13 protein-coding genes are annotated in these 15,417 nt (G+C 61.2%); 8 read left to right on the top strand and 5 right to left on the bottom strand.

The window, feature by feature from the left end; translation table 11 throughout:
• Positions 1-44 precede the first annotated feature (44 nt).
• The 5 genes from QF045_RS16125 (at position 45) to QF045_RS16105 (ending at position 4,744) form a co-directional block, all read left to right on the top strand.
• Complete coding sequence (locus QF045_RS16125; protein WP_306493078.1) at positions 45-212, top strand: hypothetical protein; 168 nt, start codon at positions 45-47, stop codon at positions 210-212.
• Positions 213-375: 163 nt separating this feature from the next.
• Positions 376-1,083 (top strand): HPP family protein, encoded by a 708-nt coding sequence (locus tag QF045_RS16120; protein WP_306493077.1) that lies wholly within the window; start codon positions 376-378, stop codon positions 1,081-1,083.
• 131 nt (positions 1,084-1,214) lie between these two features.
• Positions 1,215-2,318 carry an enoyl-CoA hydratase/isomerase family protein gene (locus QF045_RS16115; RefSeq protein ID WP_306493076.1) on the top strand — a complete coding sequence of 368 codons (1,104 nt, stop codon included), beginning with the start codon at positions 1,215-1,217 and terminating at the stop codon, positions 2,316-2,318.
• Between the two features lie 3 nt (positions 2,319-2,321).
• Positions 2,322-3,473, top strand: coding sequence for an acyl-CoA dehydrogenase family protein (locus QF045_RS16110; RefSeq protein ID WP_306493075.1), 1,152 nt, complete (start codon positions 2,322-2,324; stop codon positions 3,471-3,473).
• 122 nt (positions 3,474-3,595) lie between these two features.
• A complete protein-coding gene (locus QF045_RS16105) occupies positions 3,596-4,744 on the top strand; it encodes an integrase core domain-containing protein (protein ID WP_373424389.1) in 1,149 nt (382 codons plus the stop codon).
• A gap of 509 nt (positions 4,745-5,253) precedes the next feature.
• On the opposite strand, the gene QF045_RS16100 is transcribed toward QF045_RS16105, so the two are convergent.
• The 5 genes from QF045_RS16100 to QF045_RS16080 are packed head-to-tail and all read right to left on the bottom strand — an operon-like array spanning position 5,254 to position 10,811.
• Positions 5,254-6,027 carry an enoyl-CoA hydratase gene (locus QF045_RS16100; RefSeq protein ID WP_306493074.1) on the bottom strand — a complete coding sequence of 258 codons (774 nt, stop codon included), beginning with the start codon at positions 6,025-6,027 and terminating at the stop codon, positions 5,254-5,256.
• An 11-nt stretch (positions 6,028-6,038) separates the two neighbouring features.
• The gene (locus QF045_RS16095) at positions 6,039-7,166 is read right to left on the bottom strand and encodes an acyl-CoA dehydrogenase (RefSeq protein ID WP_306493073.1); all 1,128 of its coding nucleotides are present in this window, start codon (positions 7,164-7,166) and stop codon (positions 6,039-6,041) included.
• Between the two features lie 9 nt (positions 7,167-7,175).
• A complete protein-coding gene (locus QF045_RS16090; RefSeq protein ID WP_306493072.1) occupies positions 7,176-8,360 on the bottom strand; it encodes an acetyl-CoA C-acyltransferase in 1,185 nt (394 codons plus the stop codon).
• Between the two features lie 12 nt (positions 8,361-8,372).
• On the bottom strand, positions 8,373-9,140 hold the full coding sequence (locus QF045_RS16085; protein ID WP_306493071.1) for an SDR family NAD(P)-dependent oxidoreductase: 768 nt from the start codon (positions 9,138-9,140) through the stop codon (positions 8,373-8,375).
• A gap of 21 nt (positions 9,141-9,161) precedes the next feature.
• Positions 9,162-10,811: an AMP-binding protein gene (locus tag QF045_RS16080; protein ID WP_306493070.1), complete on the bottom strand. Its 1,650-nt coding sequence runs from the start codon at positions 10,809-10,811 to the stop codon at positions 9,162-9,164.
• Between the two features lie 204 nt (positions 10,812-11,015).
• Here QF045_RS16080 and QF045_RS16075 point away from each other — a divergent pair, with 204 nt between their 5' ends.
• The 3 genes from QF045_RS16075 to QF045_RS16065 all read left to right on the top strand — a co-directional run bounded on the left by QF045_RS16075 (position 11,016) and on the right by QF045_RS16065 (position 15,403).
• Positions 11,016-12,074 carry a tetratricopeptide repeat protein gene (locus QF045_RS16075; protein WP_306493069.1) on the top strand — a complete coding sequence of 353 codons (1,059 nt, stop codon included), beginning with the start codon at positions 11,016-11,018 and terminating at the stop codon, positions 12,072-12,074.
• Positions 12,075-12,215: 141 nt separating this feature from the next.
• The gene (locus QF045_RS16070; RefSeq protein WP_306493068.1) at positions 12,216-13,718 is read left to right on the top strand and encodes an ATPase domain-containing protein; all 1,503 of its coding nucleotides are present in this window, start codon (positions 12,216-12,218) and stop codon (positions 13,716-13,718) included.
• Positions 13,715-15,403, top strand: a complete 1,689-nt coding sequence (locus tag QF045_RS16065) for a response regulator (RefSeq protein ID WP_306493067.1) — start codon at positions 13,715-13,717, stop codon at positions 15,401-15,403. Before QF045_RS16070 ends, QF045_RS16065 begins: the two co-directional genes overlap by 4 nt.
• Positions 15,404-15,417 lie beyond the last annotated feature (14 nt).

Here is a 15,417-nt window from a genome sequence, read left to right as displayed (position 1 = left end):
GAGAGAATGGGTTAGCTGTAGCGGCGCCGAGACTTGATCGGTTGATGGGGCTGCGCGATGCACTGGTGGCGCTGAAGGGGCCGCTGGCGGAGGAGCCAGGGATGCAGGAGAACCTGAAAAAGCGCCTGTTCAATGAAGAAACGGACAATCTCGTACTGGGCAAGGTCAGCACGCCTGCATTTCACAACGCCAGTCATGCTCCCTCGGCTTAACTACATAAATATTGCATTCAATACGCATTAATATGCATTGGCGTCGTTTCAGACCAATCGGCACACTGCACGGGTTCCTTCCCCCAATGTTGGAACCTTCAAAGGGCTTTTCCGGGAAACCAGACAAGCCTTTTTTTTGCCTTGATTTCAGGACCCCTTTTCAATGCTCGCTCGCTGGTTACCCGCTGCCATCAACACCCGCCCCGCCGAATGGAGCCGCGCCGCGATCGGCATGGCCCTGGGCACAATGTTCAGTGTCTGGGTGTGTGCCCAAGTGTTTGGCATGGAAGTCGCCCTGCACCTGCTCGGCCCGCTGGGAGCATCGGCGGTGCTGCTGTTCGCCGTGTCGTCGGGGGCGTTGGCGCAACCATGGTCGATCATCGGCAGTTACCTGTGTGCTGGCGTGGTGGCGCTGCTGGTGGCGCGGGTGTTGGGACGCACCCTGGGCAGCGCTTGCCTGGCGGCGGGCATGACGGTGGTGCTGATCTGCTGGCTCCGCTGCCTGCACCCACCGGCCGGTGGCCTGGCCATGACGCTGGTACTGGCCGACCCCGCCTCCATTACTCTGGGCTGGCACGAGCTGGCCCCGGTCATGCTCGGCGCCGGCGTCCTGCTGACCAGCGCCTTGGCTTATAACAACGCCACCCGCACGCGTTATCCCAAGGGGCTGGCCGAGCCGGCGCCGGTCGTGATCGGCACCGCGCCCGTGACCGACCCGGCCATCACTGCCGCAGACCTCAAGCTGGCATTGGCCGACATGGAGCAGTTCTTCGACGTCGAACCCACGGCGCTGGAGCAGTTGATTCATGCCGCCGAGGGCCATGCGCGACGCCGCAGTATCGGCGAAGTCCTGGCCAGTCGCGTGGTTTGACCTACTCTGCATAAATGCAACAACGACCTGCAGGATTTCGGGTTGTATGCAACAAATTTGCACTGGTACGATCACGCGATGGTTCGTACGCGAACATCTTGATAAAGAACAATAAAAGCAGGGAGTTAGTGATGACTGCTCAGGTGTCCTCCGAAGCAAGCCACACCGATATTCAGCAGCAAGAAGTACTGAGTGAGGTGCGTAACCATATCGGCCACCTCACCCTCAATCGCCCCGCCGGTTTGAACGCCATCACCCTCGACATGGTGCGCCTGATGACCACGCAGTTGCAGACCTGGGCCGATGACCCGCTGGTCTACGCCGTTGTGCTGTGCGGCGCCGGCGACAAGGCCTTTTGTGCCGGCGGCGATATCCGTTCCCTGTACGACAGTTACAAGCGTGGCGACACCCTGCATGAAGACTTCTTCGTCGAGGAATACGCCCTCGACCAGGCCATCCACGATTACCCCAAACCCGTGCTCGCACTGATGGACGGCTTCGTGCTCGGCGGCGGCATGGGCCTGGTGCAAGGCGCCGATATGCGTGTGGTCACTGAGCGCAGCCGCCTGGCGATGCCGGAGGTGGCCATCGGGTATTTTCCAGATGTAGGTGGCAGCTACTTCCTGCCGCGTATTCCTGGGGAGCTGGGCATCTATCTTGGCGTCACCGGGGTGCAGATCCGTGCGGCGGATGCCCTCTACTGCGGCTTGGCGGATTGGTACCTCGACAGTGCCCGACTGACCGAGCTTGGGCACAAGCTCGATAGCCTGCAATGGCGCGATTCCCCGCTCAAGGACCTGCAAGGCGCGCTCGCCAAGCTGGCCGTACAACAATTGCCCGATGCTCCGCTGGCGGCCTTGCGTCCGGCCATCGACCATTTTTTCGCCTTGCCGGACGTGCCGAGCATTGTCGAGCAACTGCAGGAAGTGACCGTCGCCGATAGCCACGAGTGGGCACTGACTACCGCCAACCTGATGCAGACCCGCTCGCCCCTGGCCATGGCCGTCACCCTGCAGATGCTGCGCCGTGGGCGCCACCTGCCGCTTGAACAATGCTTCGCCCTGGAGCTGCACCTGGACCGCCAATGGTTCGCCCGTGGCGACCTGATCGAAGGGGTTCGCGCGCTGATCATCGATAAGGACAAGAACCCACAGTGGAACCCGCCTACCCTGCGGGAGCTGGATGCAGGCCATGTGGAAAGCTTCTTTCGCGACTTCGCGCAGATTGAGAAATAAGCCATGCAAGATCTTGAATACACCGAAGAACAAGTAATGATTCGCGACATGGCGCGTGACTTTGCCCGTGGCGAAATCGCGCCCCATGCTCAAGCCTGGGAAAAGGCTGGCTGGATCGACGACGCGCTGGTAGCCAAGATGGGCGAGTTGGGCCTGCTCGGCATGGTGGTACCCGAGGAATGGGGCGGCACCTATGTGGATTACGTGGCCTATGCCCTCGCCGTGGAGGAAATTTCCGCAGGGGACGGCGCCACGGGCGCACTGATGAGTATCCATAATTCAGTGGGTTGCGGCCCGGTCCTCAACTACGGCACAGAGGCGCAGAAACACACTTGGCTGGGCGCTCTTGCCAGCGGTCAGGCCATCGGCTGCTTCTGCCTGACCGAGCCCCAGGCCGGCTCCGAAGCCCATAACCTGCGCACCCGTGCCGAATTGCGCGACGGCCAGTGGGTGATCAACGGCGCCAAGCAGTTTGTCAGCAATGGCAAGCGCGCGCAGTTGGCCATTGTGTTTGCGGTGACCGACCCGGAGCTGGGCAAGAAAGGCATTTCGGCGTTCCTGGTACCCACGGATACACCGGGTTTCATGGTTGACCGCACCGAACACAAGATGGGCATTCGGGCCTCCGACACCTGCGCCGTGACATTCAACCAATGCACCGTGCCCGAAGCCAACCTGCTGGGCGAGCGCGGCAAAGGCCTGGCCATCGCGCTGTCCAACCTGGAGGGTGGGCGCATCGGTATTGCCGCCCAAGCCCTGGGCATCGCCCGTGCTGCCTTTGAAGCGGCGCTGGCCTACGCCCGCGATCGGGTGCAGTTCGACAAAGCCATCATTGAACACCAGAGCGTGGCCAATCTGCTGGCCGACATGCAAACCCAACTGAACGCCGCCCGCCTCCTGATCCTGCACGCCGCACGCCTGCGCAGCGCCGGCAAGCCGTGCCTGTCGGAAGCGTCCCAGGCCAAACTGTTTGCCTCGGAAATGGCCGAAAAAGTCTGCTCCAAGGCGATGCAGATCCATGGCGGCTATGGGTATCTGGAAGACTATCCGGTGGAGCGCTACTACCGGGATGCACGGATCACGCAGATTTACGAAGGCACCAGCGAGATCCAGCGGATGGTGATTGCCAGGGAGTTGAAGCACTACCCGCTCTAACTGACACACCTTAAGTAACTGTAGGAGGGGGCTTGCTCCGGTACAAACCGGGGACATCGTTTACATTTCTAACCGGGGACATGGTTTACAGGTTAATACGCATGATCAGGAGATAACTGATCATGCCCTGGAACCAAGAGTCTCCGATGAATCAACGAATCAGACTGGTCGCCGATTGGCTTTCTGGCAACTACACCAAAAGCCAGTTGGCGCGTCGCTTTGACGTTAGTCGGCCTACCGTCGACAAATGGATTTCCCGGCACAACGGTGATTTAAAATCCTTATCCGAACTGTCCCGGCGACCTCACAACAGCCCCAATAAAACCGACGACGAGATCTTGGCCCGCGTCATGGCGATGAAGCAGGCTCACGATAAATGGGGGCCGAAAAAGCTTCTCGAGCTATTACGGCTTGAAGATCCCTCAGTCGCCTGGCCCTCTCCGAGTACAGCAGGCCAATGGCTTGATCGGCTCGGGCTCGTCAACAAGCGACGCTTCAAGCGTCGGCACACTATTTCCCACGCAGAAATGCGAGAGGCCAACGAACCTAACAAGACGTGGTGCGCCGACTACAAAGGGCAATTCAAGATGCTTAACGCGCAGATGTGCTTCCCCTTGACCGTCACAGACCACGCGTCCCGGCTGATTCTGGCATGCAGGGCCCACCCCAAGATCAAGACCCAGCCGGTAAAACAAGCATTTGAGAGGCTTTTTCTGGAGTACGGCATGCCAGAAGTTATCCGTTCGGACAACGGGGTTCCGTTCGCCTCTCCTGGACTGGCACGGATGTCCACACTGGCAGTTTGGTGGATTCGCCTCGGCATCTATCCGGAGCGCACCATGCCCGGAAGACCCGCGCAGAATGGTCGCCATGAGCGAATGCACCGCAGCTTGAAGCTTGAGCTGCCCTTAGGGAAAAACTTGGTCGAGCAGCAGCTTTTGCTGGAGCACTTCAGGCATGAGTTCAATTACGTACGCCCTCATGAAGCACTCGGTATGAAACGTCCGGGAGATTTGTATGTACCGTCTACCCGACCTTACCCAGGATGCTTGCCCGATGTGGAGTATCCCGCGGAAATGAAGGTTCGCAGCGTCAGACAGGACGGATCGATCAAATGGAACGGCAAGTTGGTATTTATTAGCGAGGCGCTATCTGGGGAACGGATAGGGCTCAAAGAAGCTGACGAGGATGTTTGGGATTTGTACTTGTGTGATTATCCCTTGGGGAGGCTTGGACGAGGTATGACCCGCGTCCAGGCCTCAAAAGTGTAAACGATGTCCCCGGTTTCAGATGTAAACGATGTCTACGGTTCTACATCCCGATGGCGGTAGATCAGTCAATAACTCTGTCGACTGATCTACCGCCATCGGGAGCAAGCCCCCTCCCACATTGGATCTCCAGTGTTGTTGGTGTCCAAGGGTGACCTGCTGATCCAGCTGATTGAAGCATTACCCGCTCTAACTGACACACCCTAAGTAACTGTGGGAGGGGGCTTGCTCCCGATGGCGGTAGATCAGTCAATAACTCTGTCGACTGTCATACCGCTATCGGGAGCAAGCCCCCTCCCACATTGGATCTCCAGTGTTGTTGGTGTCCGAGGGTGACCTGCTGATCCAGCTGGTCGAAGCACTACCCGCTCTAACTGACACAAGCTAAGTAACTGTGGGAGGGGGCTTGCTCCCGATGGCGGTAGATCAGTCAATAACTCTGTCGACTGTCATACCGCTATCGGGGGCAAGCTCCCTCCCACAGTTGGATCTCAGTGTTGTGAAGGACTTGGTTACTGGTCCTTGAACTCTGGTGTGCGCTTGGCCACGAACGCCGCCATCCCTTCTTTCTGATCCTGGGTCGCGAACGCCGCATGGAACACGCGACGTTCAAAACGCACGCCTTCGGACAGGCTCACTTCGAACGCGCGGTTCACGCTTTCCTTGACCATCATGCTGATCGGCACGGATTTACTGGCGATCAAGGTAGCCACCTTCAACGCTTCGTCCAGCAGCTCGTCGGCCGGTACGATGCGCGCGACGATCCCGCAACGTTCTGCTTCTACCGCGTCGATAAAGCGCCCGGTCAGGCACATTTCCATGGCCTTGGCCTTGCCCACCGCACGGGTAAGACGCTGGGTGCCGCCCATGCCTGGCAGTACGCCCAGGTTGACTTCCGGCTGACCGAACTTGGCGCTGTCACCGGCCAGGATAAAGTCGCACATCAAGGCCAGTTCGCAGCCACCACCCAGGGCAAAGCCGTTGACGGCGGCGATGATCGGCTTGCGGCGGTTGGCCACCCGGTCGCTGTCGCTGAACAAATCGTCCAGGTAGATCTGCGGGTAGGTCAGTTCGGCCATTTCCTTGATGTCGGCGCCGGCGGCGAAGGCTTTCTTCGAACCGGTCAGCACGATACAGCCGATCTGCGGGTTGGCTTCCAGGTCATCCAGCGCCTGGTTCAACTCGCTTACCAGTTGGGCGTTCAAGGCGTTCAGCGCCTGCGGACGGTTGAGGGTAATCAGCCCGACGCGGCCCTGGACGTCGAGCAAAATGGTTTCGTAACTCATGTATCGGCTCCTTAAAGATTGCGTGAGATAACCATGCGCTGGATATCGCTGGTGCCTTCGTAAATCTGGCAGACCCGCACATCGCGGTAGATCCGCTCCAACGGGAAGTCGCTCAGGTAACCGTAACCGCCCAGGGTTTGCAAGGCGGCCGAGCAGACTTTCTCAGCCATTTCCGAAGCGAACAGCTTGGCCATGGAGGCTTCGACCAGAGCCGGTTTGCCGCTGTCACGCGAGGCGGCCGCGTAATGGACCATTTGCCGGGCGACGGCAATTTGCGTGGCCATGTCCGCCAGGCGAAAGGCCACGGCCTGGTGTTCGATCAGGGCCTTGCCGAAGCTTTCGCGTTCGCGGGCGTAGTCGCGAGCCGCTTCAAACGCGGCGCGGGCCATGCCCACCGATTGCGCGGCAATGCCGACCCGCCCGCCTTCAAGGTTGGCCAGGGCGATCCGGTAGCCCTCGCCCTCCTCGCCCAGACGGTTGGCGAACGGTACCTTCACGTCTTCAAACAGAATCTGGCAGGTATCCGAGGCGTGTTGGCCCAGCTTGTCCTCGACCCGCGCCACGGTATAGCCCGGCGAGTCGGTGGGTACGATGAACGCACTGATGCCGCGCTTGCCCGCCGCCGGGTCAGTGACGGCAAACACAATCACCACGCCGGCGTTTTGCCCGGAAGTGATGAACTGTTTACAGCCGTTGAGCACGTAATGATCGCCTTCCAGGCGCGCACGGGTCTTCAGGCTGCTGGCATCGGACCCGGCCTGGGGCTCGGTCAGCGCAAAGGCGCCAAGCATGGCCCCGCTGGCCAGCGGCGTGAGGAATTGTTCCTTTTGCTGATCATTGCCGAATGTGAGGATCGGCACGCAGCCCACCGAGTTGTGCACGCTCATGATGGTCGAGCACGCCCCGTCGCCGGCGGCGATTTCTTCCAGGGCCATGGCATAGGCCAGGTAACCGGTGTCGCAGCCGCCCCATTGTTCCGGCACCAGCATGCCGAAAAAGCCCAGCTCGGCCATTTCACCGATGGCTTCCTTGGGAAAGCGGTGCTCGCGGTCCCATTCGGCGGCGAACGGTTTCAAACGTTCCTGGGCAAACTGCCGGGCCGCGTCGCTGATTTGCAGGTGTTCGTCATTTGGCAGCATGGTCAGTCCTTAATACAGGCATTCAACGGCCATGGCCGTGGCTTCACCACCGCCAATACAGATCGCGGCGACACCGCGCTTGAGGCCTTTCTGGCGCAGCGCCGAAAGCAGGGTCACCAGGATGCGCGCACCCGAGGCGCCGATCGGGTGGCCCAGGGCACAGGCGCCGCCGTGCACGTTGACCTTGCTGTGGGGAATCTCCAGCTTGCTCATGGTGACCAGGCTGACCACCGCGAAGGCTTCGTTGATCTCGAACAGGTCCACCTCCTCCAGGTTCCAACCGGTTTTGCTCATCAACTTACGTATCGCCCCGACAGGCGCCACCGGAAACAGCCCCGGCTCATCGGCAAACGCCGCATGCCCATGAATCACCGCGAGGGGTTTGAGGCCGCGTTGCCGCGCCTCGGACTCGCGCATCAAGAGCAGCGCCGCCGCGCCATCGGAGATCGAGCTGGAGTTGGCTGCGGTCACCGTGCCGCCTTCGCGGAACGCCGGTTTCAGGCTGGCGATCTTGTCCAGCCTGGCCTTTGGCGGCTGTTCGTCATGCAGGATGGTTTTTTGCTCTTTGCCGACGGTGACCTGTACCGGGACTATCTCGGCGGCAAAGCTGCCGTGGGTGATGGCTTCCTGGGCGCGCATCAGGGAGGCAATCGCAAAGTCGTCCTGGGCTTGTCGGGTAAAACCGTTGTGCTCGGCGCAGTCCTCGGCAAAGGTGCCCATCAGGCGGCCCTTGTCGTAGGCGTCTTCCAGGCCGTCGAGGAACATATGGTCGAGGACCTTGCCGTGGCCCATGCGATAGCCGCTGCGGGCGCGGTCGAGCAGGTACGGCGCGTTGGACATGCTTTCCATGCCGCCAGCGATCACCACGTCGACGCTGCCGGCGCGCAAAGCGTCGTGCGCCAGAATCGTCGCTTCCATGCCCGAGCCGCACATCTTGTTGAGGGTGGTGCAGCGGGTCGACTTGTCCAGACCGGCGCCTAACGCGGCCTGACGTGCCGGCGCCTGGCCGAGGCCCGCTGGCAGCACACAGCCAAACAACACCTCATCGACGGCGTCGGTAGCGATACCGGCGCGCTCGACCGCCGCGCGAATCGCGGCGGCGCCCAGTTGCGGTGCGGTCAGGCCCTTGAGGTCGCCCTGGAACCCGCCCATGGGCGTGCGCACGGCGCTGACGATAACAATAGGATCGTTCATGAAAATGCCTCCTTACTTGGCCGCCATGCGCAAGGCGCCGTCAAGCCGGATCACCTCGCCATTGAGCATGCTGTTTTCGATGATGTGCCGCACCAGGGCCGCATATTCGGCGGGTTTACCCAGGCGTGGCGGGAACGGCACGCCGGCGGCGAGAGAGTCACGTACTTCAGGGGTCATGCCGGCCATCATCGGGGTTTCGAAAATGCCCGGGGCGATGGTCATCACCCGGATACCGAAACGCGCCAGTTCACGGGCGGCCGGCAACGTGAGGCTGGCAATCGCGCCCTTGGAGGCGGCATAGGCAGCCTGACCGATCTGCCCGTCAAACGCCGCCACCGAGGCGGTATTGATGATCACACCGCGTTCGCCGTCGGCATTCGCTTGGGTTTCAGCGATAGCCGCCGCGGCCAGGCGCAACAGGTTGAAGCTGCCGATCAGGTTGACATTGATCACCTGGGCGAAGCTGGCCAGGGCATGCGGGCCGTTTTTGCCGAGGATTTTCTCGCCGCGCACCACGCCGGCGCAGTTGACCAGCCCGTGCAAACCGCCAAAGGCGGCAACAGCGGCCTGCACCGCCGCTTCGGCAGCCGCTTCCTGGCTGATGTCCGCCACGGTACTGCGGGCGTTGTCGCCCAATTGCCTGGCTTTGGCGGCCACGGCGTCGGCGTTGAGGTCTACCAGCATGACCTTGGCGCCCGCCGCGACCAGCATCTCAGCCGTGGCCGCACCGAGGCCTGAAGCGCCGCCGCTGACCAGAAATACCTTGTTTTCAATCTGCATCATTGTTTCCTTTTGAACGGGTCACGCCACGGCCGCCTGGGCCTTGGCGATTTCCTGATTACGCAAAATAAAGCGCTGCAGCTTGCCGCTGGGGGTCTTGGGAAAGTCGCTGACGAATTCGATTTCCCGCGGATAGGCATGGGCTGCCAGACGCTTGCGCACATGCAGGCGCAACTCTTCAGCGAGTTCCGGGGTGGCGCGGTACTGTTCATTTATCACCACAAAGGCTTTCACCAGTTCGGTGCGTTCCGGGCAGGGCTTGCCGACCACGGCGGCTTCGACCACGGCCGGGTGTTCGACCAGGGCGCTTTCCACGTCGAACGGCCCCACGCGGTAGCCGGAGGTGGTAATCACGTCATCACTGCGCCCGACAAAACTGATGCTGCCGTCCGGGTTGAGCTCCACCGTGTCGCCACTGAGGTAGTACTGGCCGACAAAGGCTTTGGTTTTCACGCCGTCGTACCCGGCGAACCAGCACATCGGCGATTGCTCGCGGTCGATGGCGAGAATGCCGGGCTGACCGGCGGGCAGTTCCTTGTGGTTGTCATCGAGTACCACGATGCGATGCCCGGGCGAGGCGAACCCCGCCGAGCCAACGTGCACCGGATGCGCCAGGCCATGGTGGTTGCACAGCACCATGCCCAGTTCGGTCTGCCCGTAGTGATCGTGGATGGTCACATCAAGGTTATCGGCAAACCAGCGGATGACCTCCGGGTTCAACGGCTCGCCGGCACTGCTGACGATGCGCAGCTTGCCCTTGATCGAGCGGGCGAACTGCTCGCCACCGGCAATCAACAGGCGATACGCGGTGGGCGAGCCGGTCAGGTTGGTGATGCCGTATTTATTGATGACGCGGCAGGTGCTTTCCAGGGTGAAGGGGCCGTCGTAGAAGGTAATCGGATGGCCCATGGACAGCGGACCGGTGACGCCGAAATAGATCCCGTAGGCCCAGCCTGGATCGGCCACGTTCCAGAATGCATCTTCCGGGCGCAGGTCCACCGCGTCGCGGGTGTAGCTCTGGAACGCGACGATCGCCTTGAGCGGTACCGACAGGGCTTTGGACGGCCCGGTGGTGCCCGAGGTGAACATCAGCAGGAACGGGGCGTCGCCTCCCAGCAGCACGGGCTCGCAGACGTTCGAGTAGTTGGGCAGTTCGGCCCAGAAGCTGAAATCGCCGCGCACCAGGCCTTCGCCCTTGGCCCCGCTGACCGTCACGATGGTTGGGCAGCCATCCACCTCGACGAGCTTGGGCCGGTTCACGGCATCAGTGACGACCAGCGCCGCGCCGGAGCTGTTCAGGCGGTGCTCGATGGCCTTGGGCCCGAACGCGGTAAACAACGGTTGATAGACCGCGCCGATACGCCAGGTGGCAAACACCACCACCAGCAGTTCGGCGGTACGCGGCAACAGGCCGGCGACCTTGTCACCGCGCTTGACGCCCTGGGCCAGCAGGAAGTTGGCGAAGCGTGCGGCCTGGTCCTGCAGGTCGGTGAAGGTCACCGTGGCACTGCGCCCGTCCTTGCCCTCCCAGAACAGCGCGATGCGCCCAGGCAACGCGTGACGATCACAGCATTCCACACAGGCGTTGAGCGCCTGCAGGTTGCCGGCCAGGGCGGCATCGACGGTGTGCTGGTAATCAAACTCGGTGGTAGCGGCCAAATAATCACGCATCGCTTCAGTTCCTTGTGTGTTTTTTGTTTTAAGGACACTTTTCAGGCGCTCAATCGCTCTCAAATAGTCGCTCTTGAGCGCTGCCTCCAGCAATGGTCAAAGCCACCAACTTGGCTGACTGGTTTGGCCAATCCGGTTTGACACTGGCCCTGCACTGGCCGAAGCTGAGCACTTTGTATCCGTACCCTGCCTCCGGACACCTGCATGTCAAAGTCCCGCCGTTATTCCATCATCGGCCTGTGTGCCCTGCTGTCGATCCTGTTGATCATCTGGTTTTTCTCCCGCTCCACACCGGTGGCCGTGCCCCCGGCTATTGCACACGGCTATTCCAAGGCATTGAAGCAGGCGCGCAACGGTGAGCCAGGCGCGGCGCGGGTGCTGTATCAGCAGCTGGGGCGGCCGGACCTTTCACCCGAGCGGCGCGCGGCGCTGCATGCTGAACTGCCCAACTACCCCAGCCCCCAGGCGTTGAAGCTGGCGGACAAAGACCTGGCCGATGAGTCGCCACGAGTGCGTGAAGCGGCGATTCACAGCATTGTCGGCCTGGTGCCCACCGGCCAGCGCACCTTGCTGCTCGGCCCGGTGCTGGACGATCCCGAACAGGACGTGCGCTTTGCTGCCGCCAACGCCTTGCTCGGCCTGTCGCCCGACACCTTGGGCCTGTACTTCGGCCCATTGCAGCAAGTGCTGGATGAATTCGCGAAAACCCTCAAGGCCCAGCCCGAGTCCGCCGAAAACTGGATTCAACTGGCGCGCCTGTACATTCACAGCGCCCTGCTGCCGGAGGCGCAACATGCACTGGAGCAGGCCATGCGTCTGCAGCCAGACAACCTGCAAGCCGTGGTGGCGCAGATCGAGCTGTTGGATAAACAGGGCAAGACCGATGAATCGCGCCAACTGCTGGCGCAGCAACTGGCGGCGCACCCGGAATCGGCGTACCTGCAGCACGCCCTGGGGATGTGGCTGCTGCACCATGGCGAGCGCACCTATGCCCTGCTCGGCCTGTCCAAGGCGGTAGAGCTTGAGCCGGACAATCAGGATTACCGCTTTGATCTGGCCACCACGCTGCACGATCAGGATGAGCTCGAGGCTGCCCAGCGGCAGTTGGAAGACATCGTCCAGCGCCACCCAGCCAATCGAAAAGCGCGTGTGCTGCTGGTCAATTACTGGAAAGAGAGCGGCCAGTTGCAGAACGTCCAAGTGCTGCTTGCGCAACTGGAACAGCAGAATCCAGACGATCCTGCGCTACAGCAGGGGCTGTAGCCACGCGCCACACACCTGTAAGCGTCGCCAGGTTTCGTACAAATAATCCAAAACGTTGAACCGCCACAGGCCGATATGGTCAAGTGAATATGGCGCGCCCAGCGGCGCGCACTTAACTCGTACGTGACCTGAGGGCACTTCTTGTCTACATCTAATTCGCTTTTAAGTGAAAAGGCAGCCACTGGCATTGATGGTCTTGACGACATTCTTTCCGGGGGACTATCACGCAGCCACTTGTTCCTGCTGGAAGGCGAGCCTGGCACGGGTAAAACCACCGTCGCCCTGCACTTTCTGCAGGCGGGAGCGAAAAGCGGTGAAAAATCGCTGTATATCACCTTGTCCGAAACCGAACATGAGCTGCGCCAAGGCGCCAAGTCTCACGGCTGGGACCTGGACGACAACATCCATATCTTCGAGTTGACGCCGCCGGAGAGCCTGCTTAACGCCGAGCATCAGCAAAGCCTGCTGTATTCCTCGGACCTTGAGCTGGGTGAAGCCACGCGCCAGATTTTCGAAGTGGTTGAACGGGTCAAGCCGACCCGCGTAGTGGTCGACAGCCTGTCGGAGATCCGCTTGCTGGCACAAAGCTCCTTGCGCTATCGCCGGCAGATCCTGGCAATCAAGCACTACTTCGTGCGCTATGACGCCACAGTGCTGCTGCTCGACGACCTGACCACCGAATCCCTCGACAAAACCGTGCACAGCGTGGCCCATGGCGTGATTCGCCTGGAAGAGCTGACGCCTAACTACGGGGCCGAACGTCGCCGGGTGCGCGTGGTGAAATACCGCGGTCAGAAGTACCGTGGCGGCTTTCATGATTTCACCATCATGGGGGATGGCGTGCATGTGTTCCCGCGCCTGGTGGCCGCCGAACATCGCGGCGGCTATACGCGCCAGACCATGAGCAGCGGCATCCCCGAACTCGATGCCCTGATGGGCGGTGGCGTCGAGACTGGCTCCAGCAGCCTGATCCTTGGCCCGGCCGGTACCGGCAAATCGCTGATTTCGATGATCTTCGCCGCTGCCGCTGTAGAACGTGGCGAAAAAGCCGCGCTGTTCATCTTTGATGAAGAGATGGGCCTGTTGTTCGAACGCATGCAGAACATGGGCATTGACCTGGCTGCGATGCAAGCTACCGGCAACCTGTTGATCGAACAGGTCGACGCGGCCGAGTTGTCCCCGGGGGAATTCTCACACCGGGTACGTCGCTGCGTAGACGAAGGCGGCATCAAAACCGTGGTGATCGACAGCATCAACGGCTACCAGGCGGCCATGCCGGAAGAAAACGCGCTGATCCTGCACATGCACGAATTGCTGCTGTACCTCAACCGACGCGGCGCCGCGACGTTCATGACCGTCGCCCAGCATGGCCTGGTCGGCGACATGCAGACCCCCGTGGACATCACTTACCTGGCCGATACCGTGATTCTGCTGCGTTACTTCGAAGCATTGGGCAAGGTCCGCCGGGCGATATCGATCATCAAGAAACGCACCGGCACCCATGAGTCCACGATCCGTGAATACCGCATCAGCAGTCGCGGCATGACCGTGGGCGAACCTCTGGACAACTTCCAGGGCGTGCTGCGCGGCATTCCGATCTACATGGGCGCCGGCTCGCCTCTGCTCAAGGAAGAGGGAGTGTGACGCTCATTTCCCCAGCCTTTGAACGGGCGATCATTCTGGCGCCGCTGGGCCGCGACAGCTCTCTGGCGCTGATGATGCTCAACGAGGCCGGCTACCACGGCGTGGTTGCCAACAGTCTAACCGACCTATGCGAAGCGCTGGACGAGGGCGCCGGCCTGCTGATCATTGCCGCCGAAGCCTTGCGCGGCGTGGACATGGAGCCTTTGCTGGAGTACCTGCACCAGCAACCGGCCTGGTCGGACTTGCCCATTGTGCTGATGACCCATCACGGCGGCAGCGAGCAGAATGGCTCGTCGCACTTGAGCGGGCTCTTGGGCAATGTGACCTTCCTTGAGCGCCCTTTCCACCCTGTGACCCTGATCAGCCTGGTCAGTACCGCTCTGCGCGGGCGCCGCCGGCAATACGACGCGCGCGACCGCCTGGTCGACCTGAGCGCCAGCGAATTGCGCCTGCAGCGCACCCTGGAGACCCTCGAGCAGCAGGTGGAAGAACGTACCACGCAGTTGCGTAGCAATGAAGAAGCGCTGCGCCAGTCGCAAAAAATGGAAGCCGTCGGCCAGTTGACCGGCGGCATCGCCCATGACTTCAACAACATGCTGACCGGGATCATCGGCAGCCTGGAATTGCTGCGCAGGCGTGTCGCGCGAGGCAAACTGGACGATCTGGACAGCCTGATCGACCTGGGTGTCACCTCGGCCAACCGTGCGGCCGGGCTTACCCATCGCCTGCTGGCGTTTTCGCGCCGGCAGTCGCTGGATCCCAAACCGGTGGGGATCAACCAGCTGGTCACCTCCATGGGCGAACTGCTGCAACGCAGCATCAACGAAAGCATCTGCCTGCAGATGCACCTGACGGACACGCTGTGGACCGCCGAAGCCGACCCTAATCAACTGGAAAGCGCCCTGCTCAACCTGGTGATCAACGCGCGTGACGCGATGCCCAACGGCGGCAGCCTCACCGTGGCAACCACCAACCGCCACCTCGACAGCGTGTTCACCGCCGCCTATGGCACCTTGAGCCCTGGGGATTACGTTGAGCTGAGCGTCAGTGACACCGGTTGTGGCATTCCAGAAAGCGTTATGGGCCGTGTATTCGACCCGTTCTTCACCACCAAGCCGATCGGCCAGGGCACCGGCCTGGGCCTGTCGATGATCTATGGGTTTGCCCGTCAATCCCGTGGGCATGTCACCCTGCACAGCGAAGTGGGCATAGGCACCACCGTCAGCTTGTTCCTGCCTCGCTTTGCGGGCGAAGTCGTGGCTGACGCTGTTGTAAACCCGGCCATGCTGCCGTATGCCAATGAGGGTGAAACGGTGCTGATCGTCGAGGACGACCCGGCTGTGCGCATATTGGTGAGCGCCGTGTTGAAAGAGTTGGGCTATGCCTTCGTCGAGGCCGGTGATGCCAACACGGCGGTACCTATCATCGAGTCCGACCAGCGTATTGACCTGCTGATCAGTGATGTCGGTTTGCCGGGCATGAACGGTCGGCAACTGGCCGAGATCGGTCGGCAAATCCGCCCTGGCCTCAAAGTGCTGTTCATCACCGGATATGCGGAACACGCGGCGGTGCGTGGCGGGTTTCTTGACCCGGGCATGCAGTTGATCACCAAGCCGTTCACCTTCGACCTGTTGACCGAGAAAGTACGCGAGATGATCAGGGTGACCCCGCCGTCCGTGCTTTAGGCATGGAAGGCGAC

Origin of the sequence: Pseudomonas sp. W4I3 (genome assembly GCF_030816195.1) — a bacterium.
In the GTDB taxonomy this organism is placed as follows: domain Bacteria; phylum Pseudomonadota; class Gammaproteobacteria; order Pseudomonadales; family Pseudomonadaceae; genus Aquipseudomonas.
The sequence above is the reverse complement of the archived record's forward strand: the minus strand, read 5'-3'. Positions and strand labels throughout refer to the sequence as shown.

Coding starts and splice junctions, on each gene's coding strand:
- QF045_RS16075 (WP_306493069.1), top strand. CDS start 11,016: ATGTCAAAGTCCCGCCGTTATTCCATCATCGGCCTGTGTGCCCTGCTG.
- QF045_RS16100 (WP_306493074.1), bottom strand. CDS start 6,027: ATGAGTTACGAAACCATTTTGCTCGACGTCCAGGGCCGCGTCGGGCTG.
- QF045_RS16125 (WP_306493078.1), top strand. CDS start 45: ATGGGGCTGCGCGATGCACTGGTGGCGCTGAAGGGGCCGCTGGCGGAG.
- QF045_RS16085 (WP_306493071.1), bottom strand. CDS start 9,140: ATGCAGATTGAAAACAAGGTATTTCTGGTCAGCGGCGGCGCTTCAGGC.
- QF045_RS16110 (WP_306493075.1), top strand. CDS start 2,322: ATGCAAGATCTTGAATACACCGAAGAACAAGTAATGATTCGCGACATG.
- QF045_RS16115 (WP_306493076.1), top strand. CDS start 1,215: ATGACTGCTCAGGTGTCCTCCGAAGCAAGCCACACCGATATTCAGCAG.
- QF045_RS16090 (WP_306493072.1), bottom strand. CDS start 8,360: ATGAACGATCCTATTGTTATCGTCAGCGCCGTGCGCACGCCCATGGGC.
- QF045_RS16080 (WP_306493070.1), bottom strand. CDS start 10,811: ATGCGTGATTATTTGGCCGCTACCACCGAGTTTGATTACCAGCACACC.
- QF045_RS16105 (WP_373424389.1), top strand. CDS start 3,596: ATGCCCTGGAACCAAGAGTCTCCGATGAATCAACGAATCAGACTGGTC.
- QF045_RS16095 (WP_306493073.1), bottom strand. CDS start 7,166: ATGCTGCCAAATGACGAACACCTGCAAATCAGCGACGCGGCCCGGCAG.
- QF045_RS16120 (WP_306493077.1), top strand. CDS start 376: ATGCTCGCTCGCTGGTTACCCGCTGCCATCAACACCCGCCCCGCCGAA.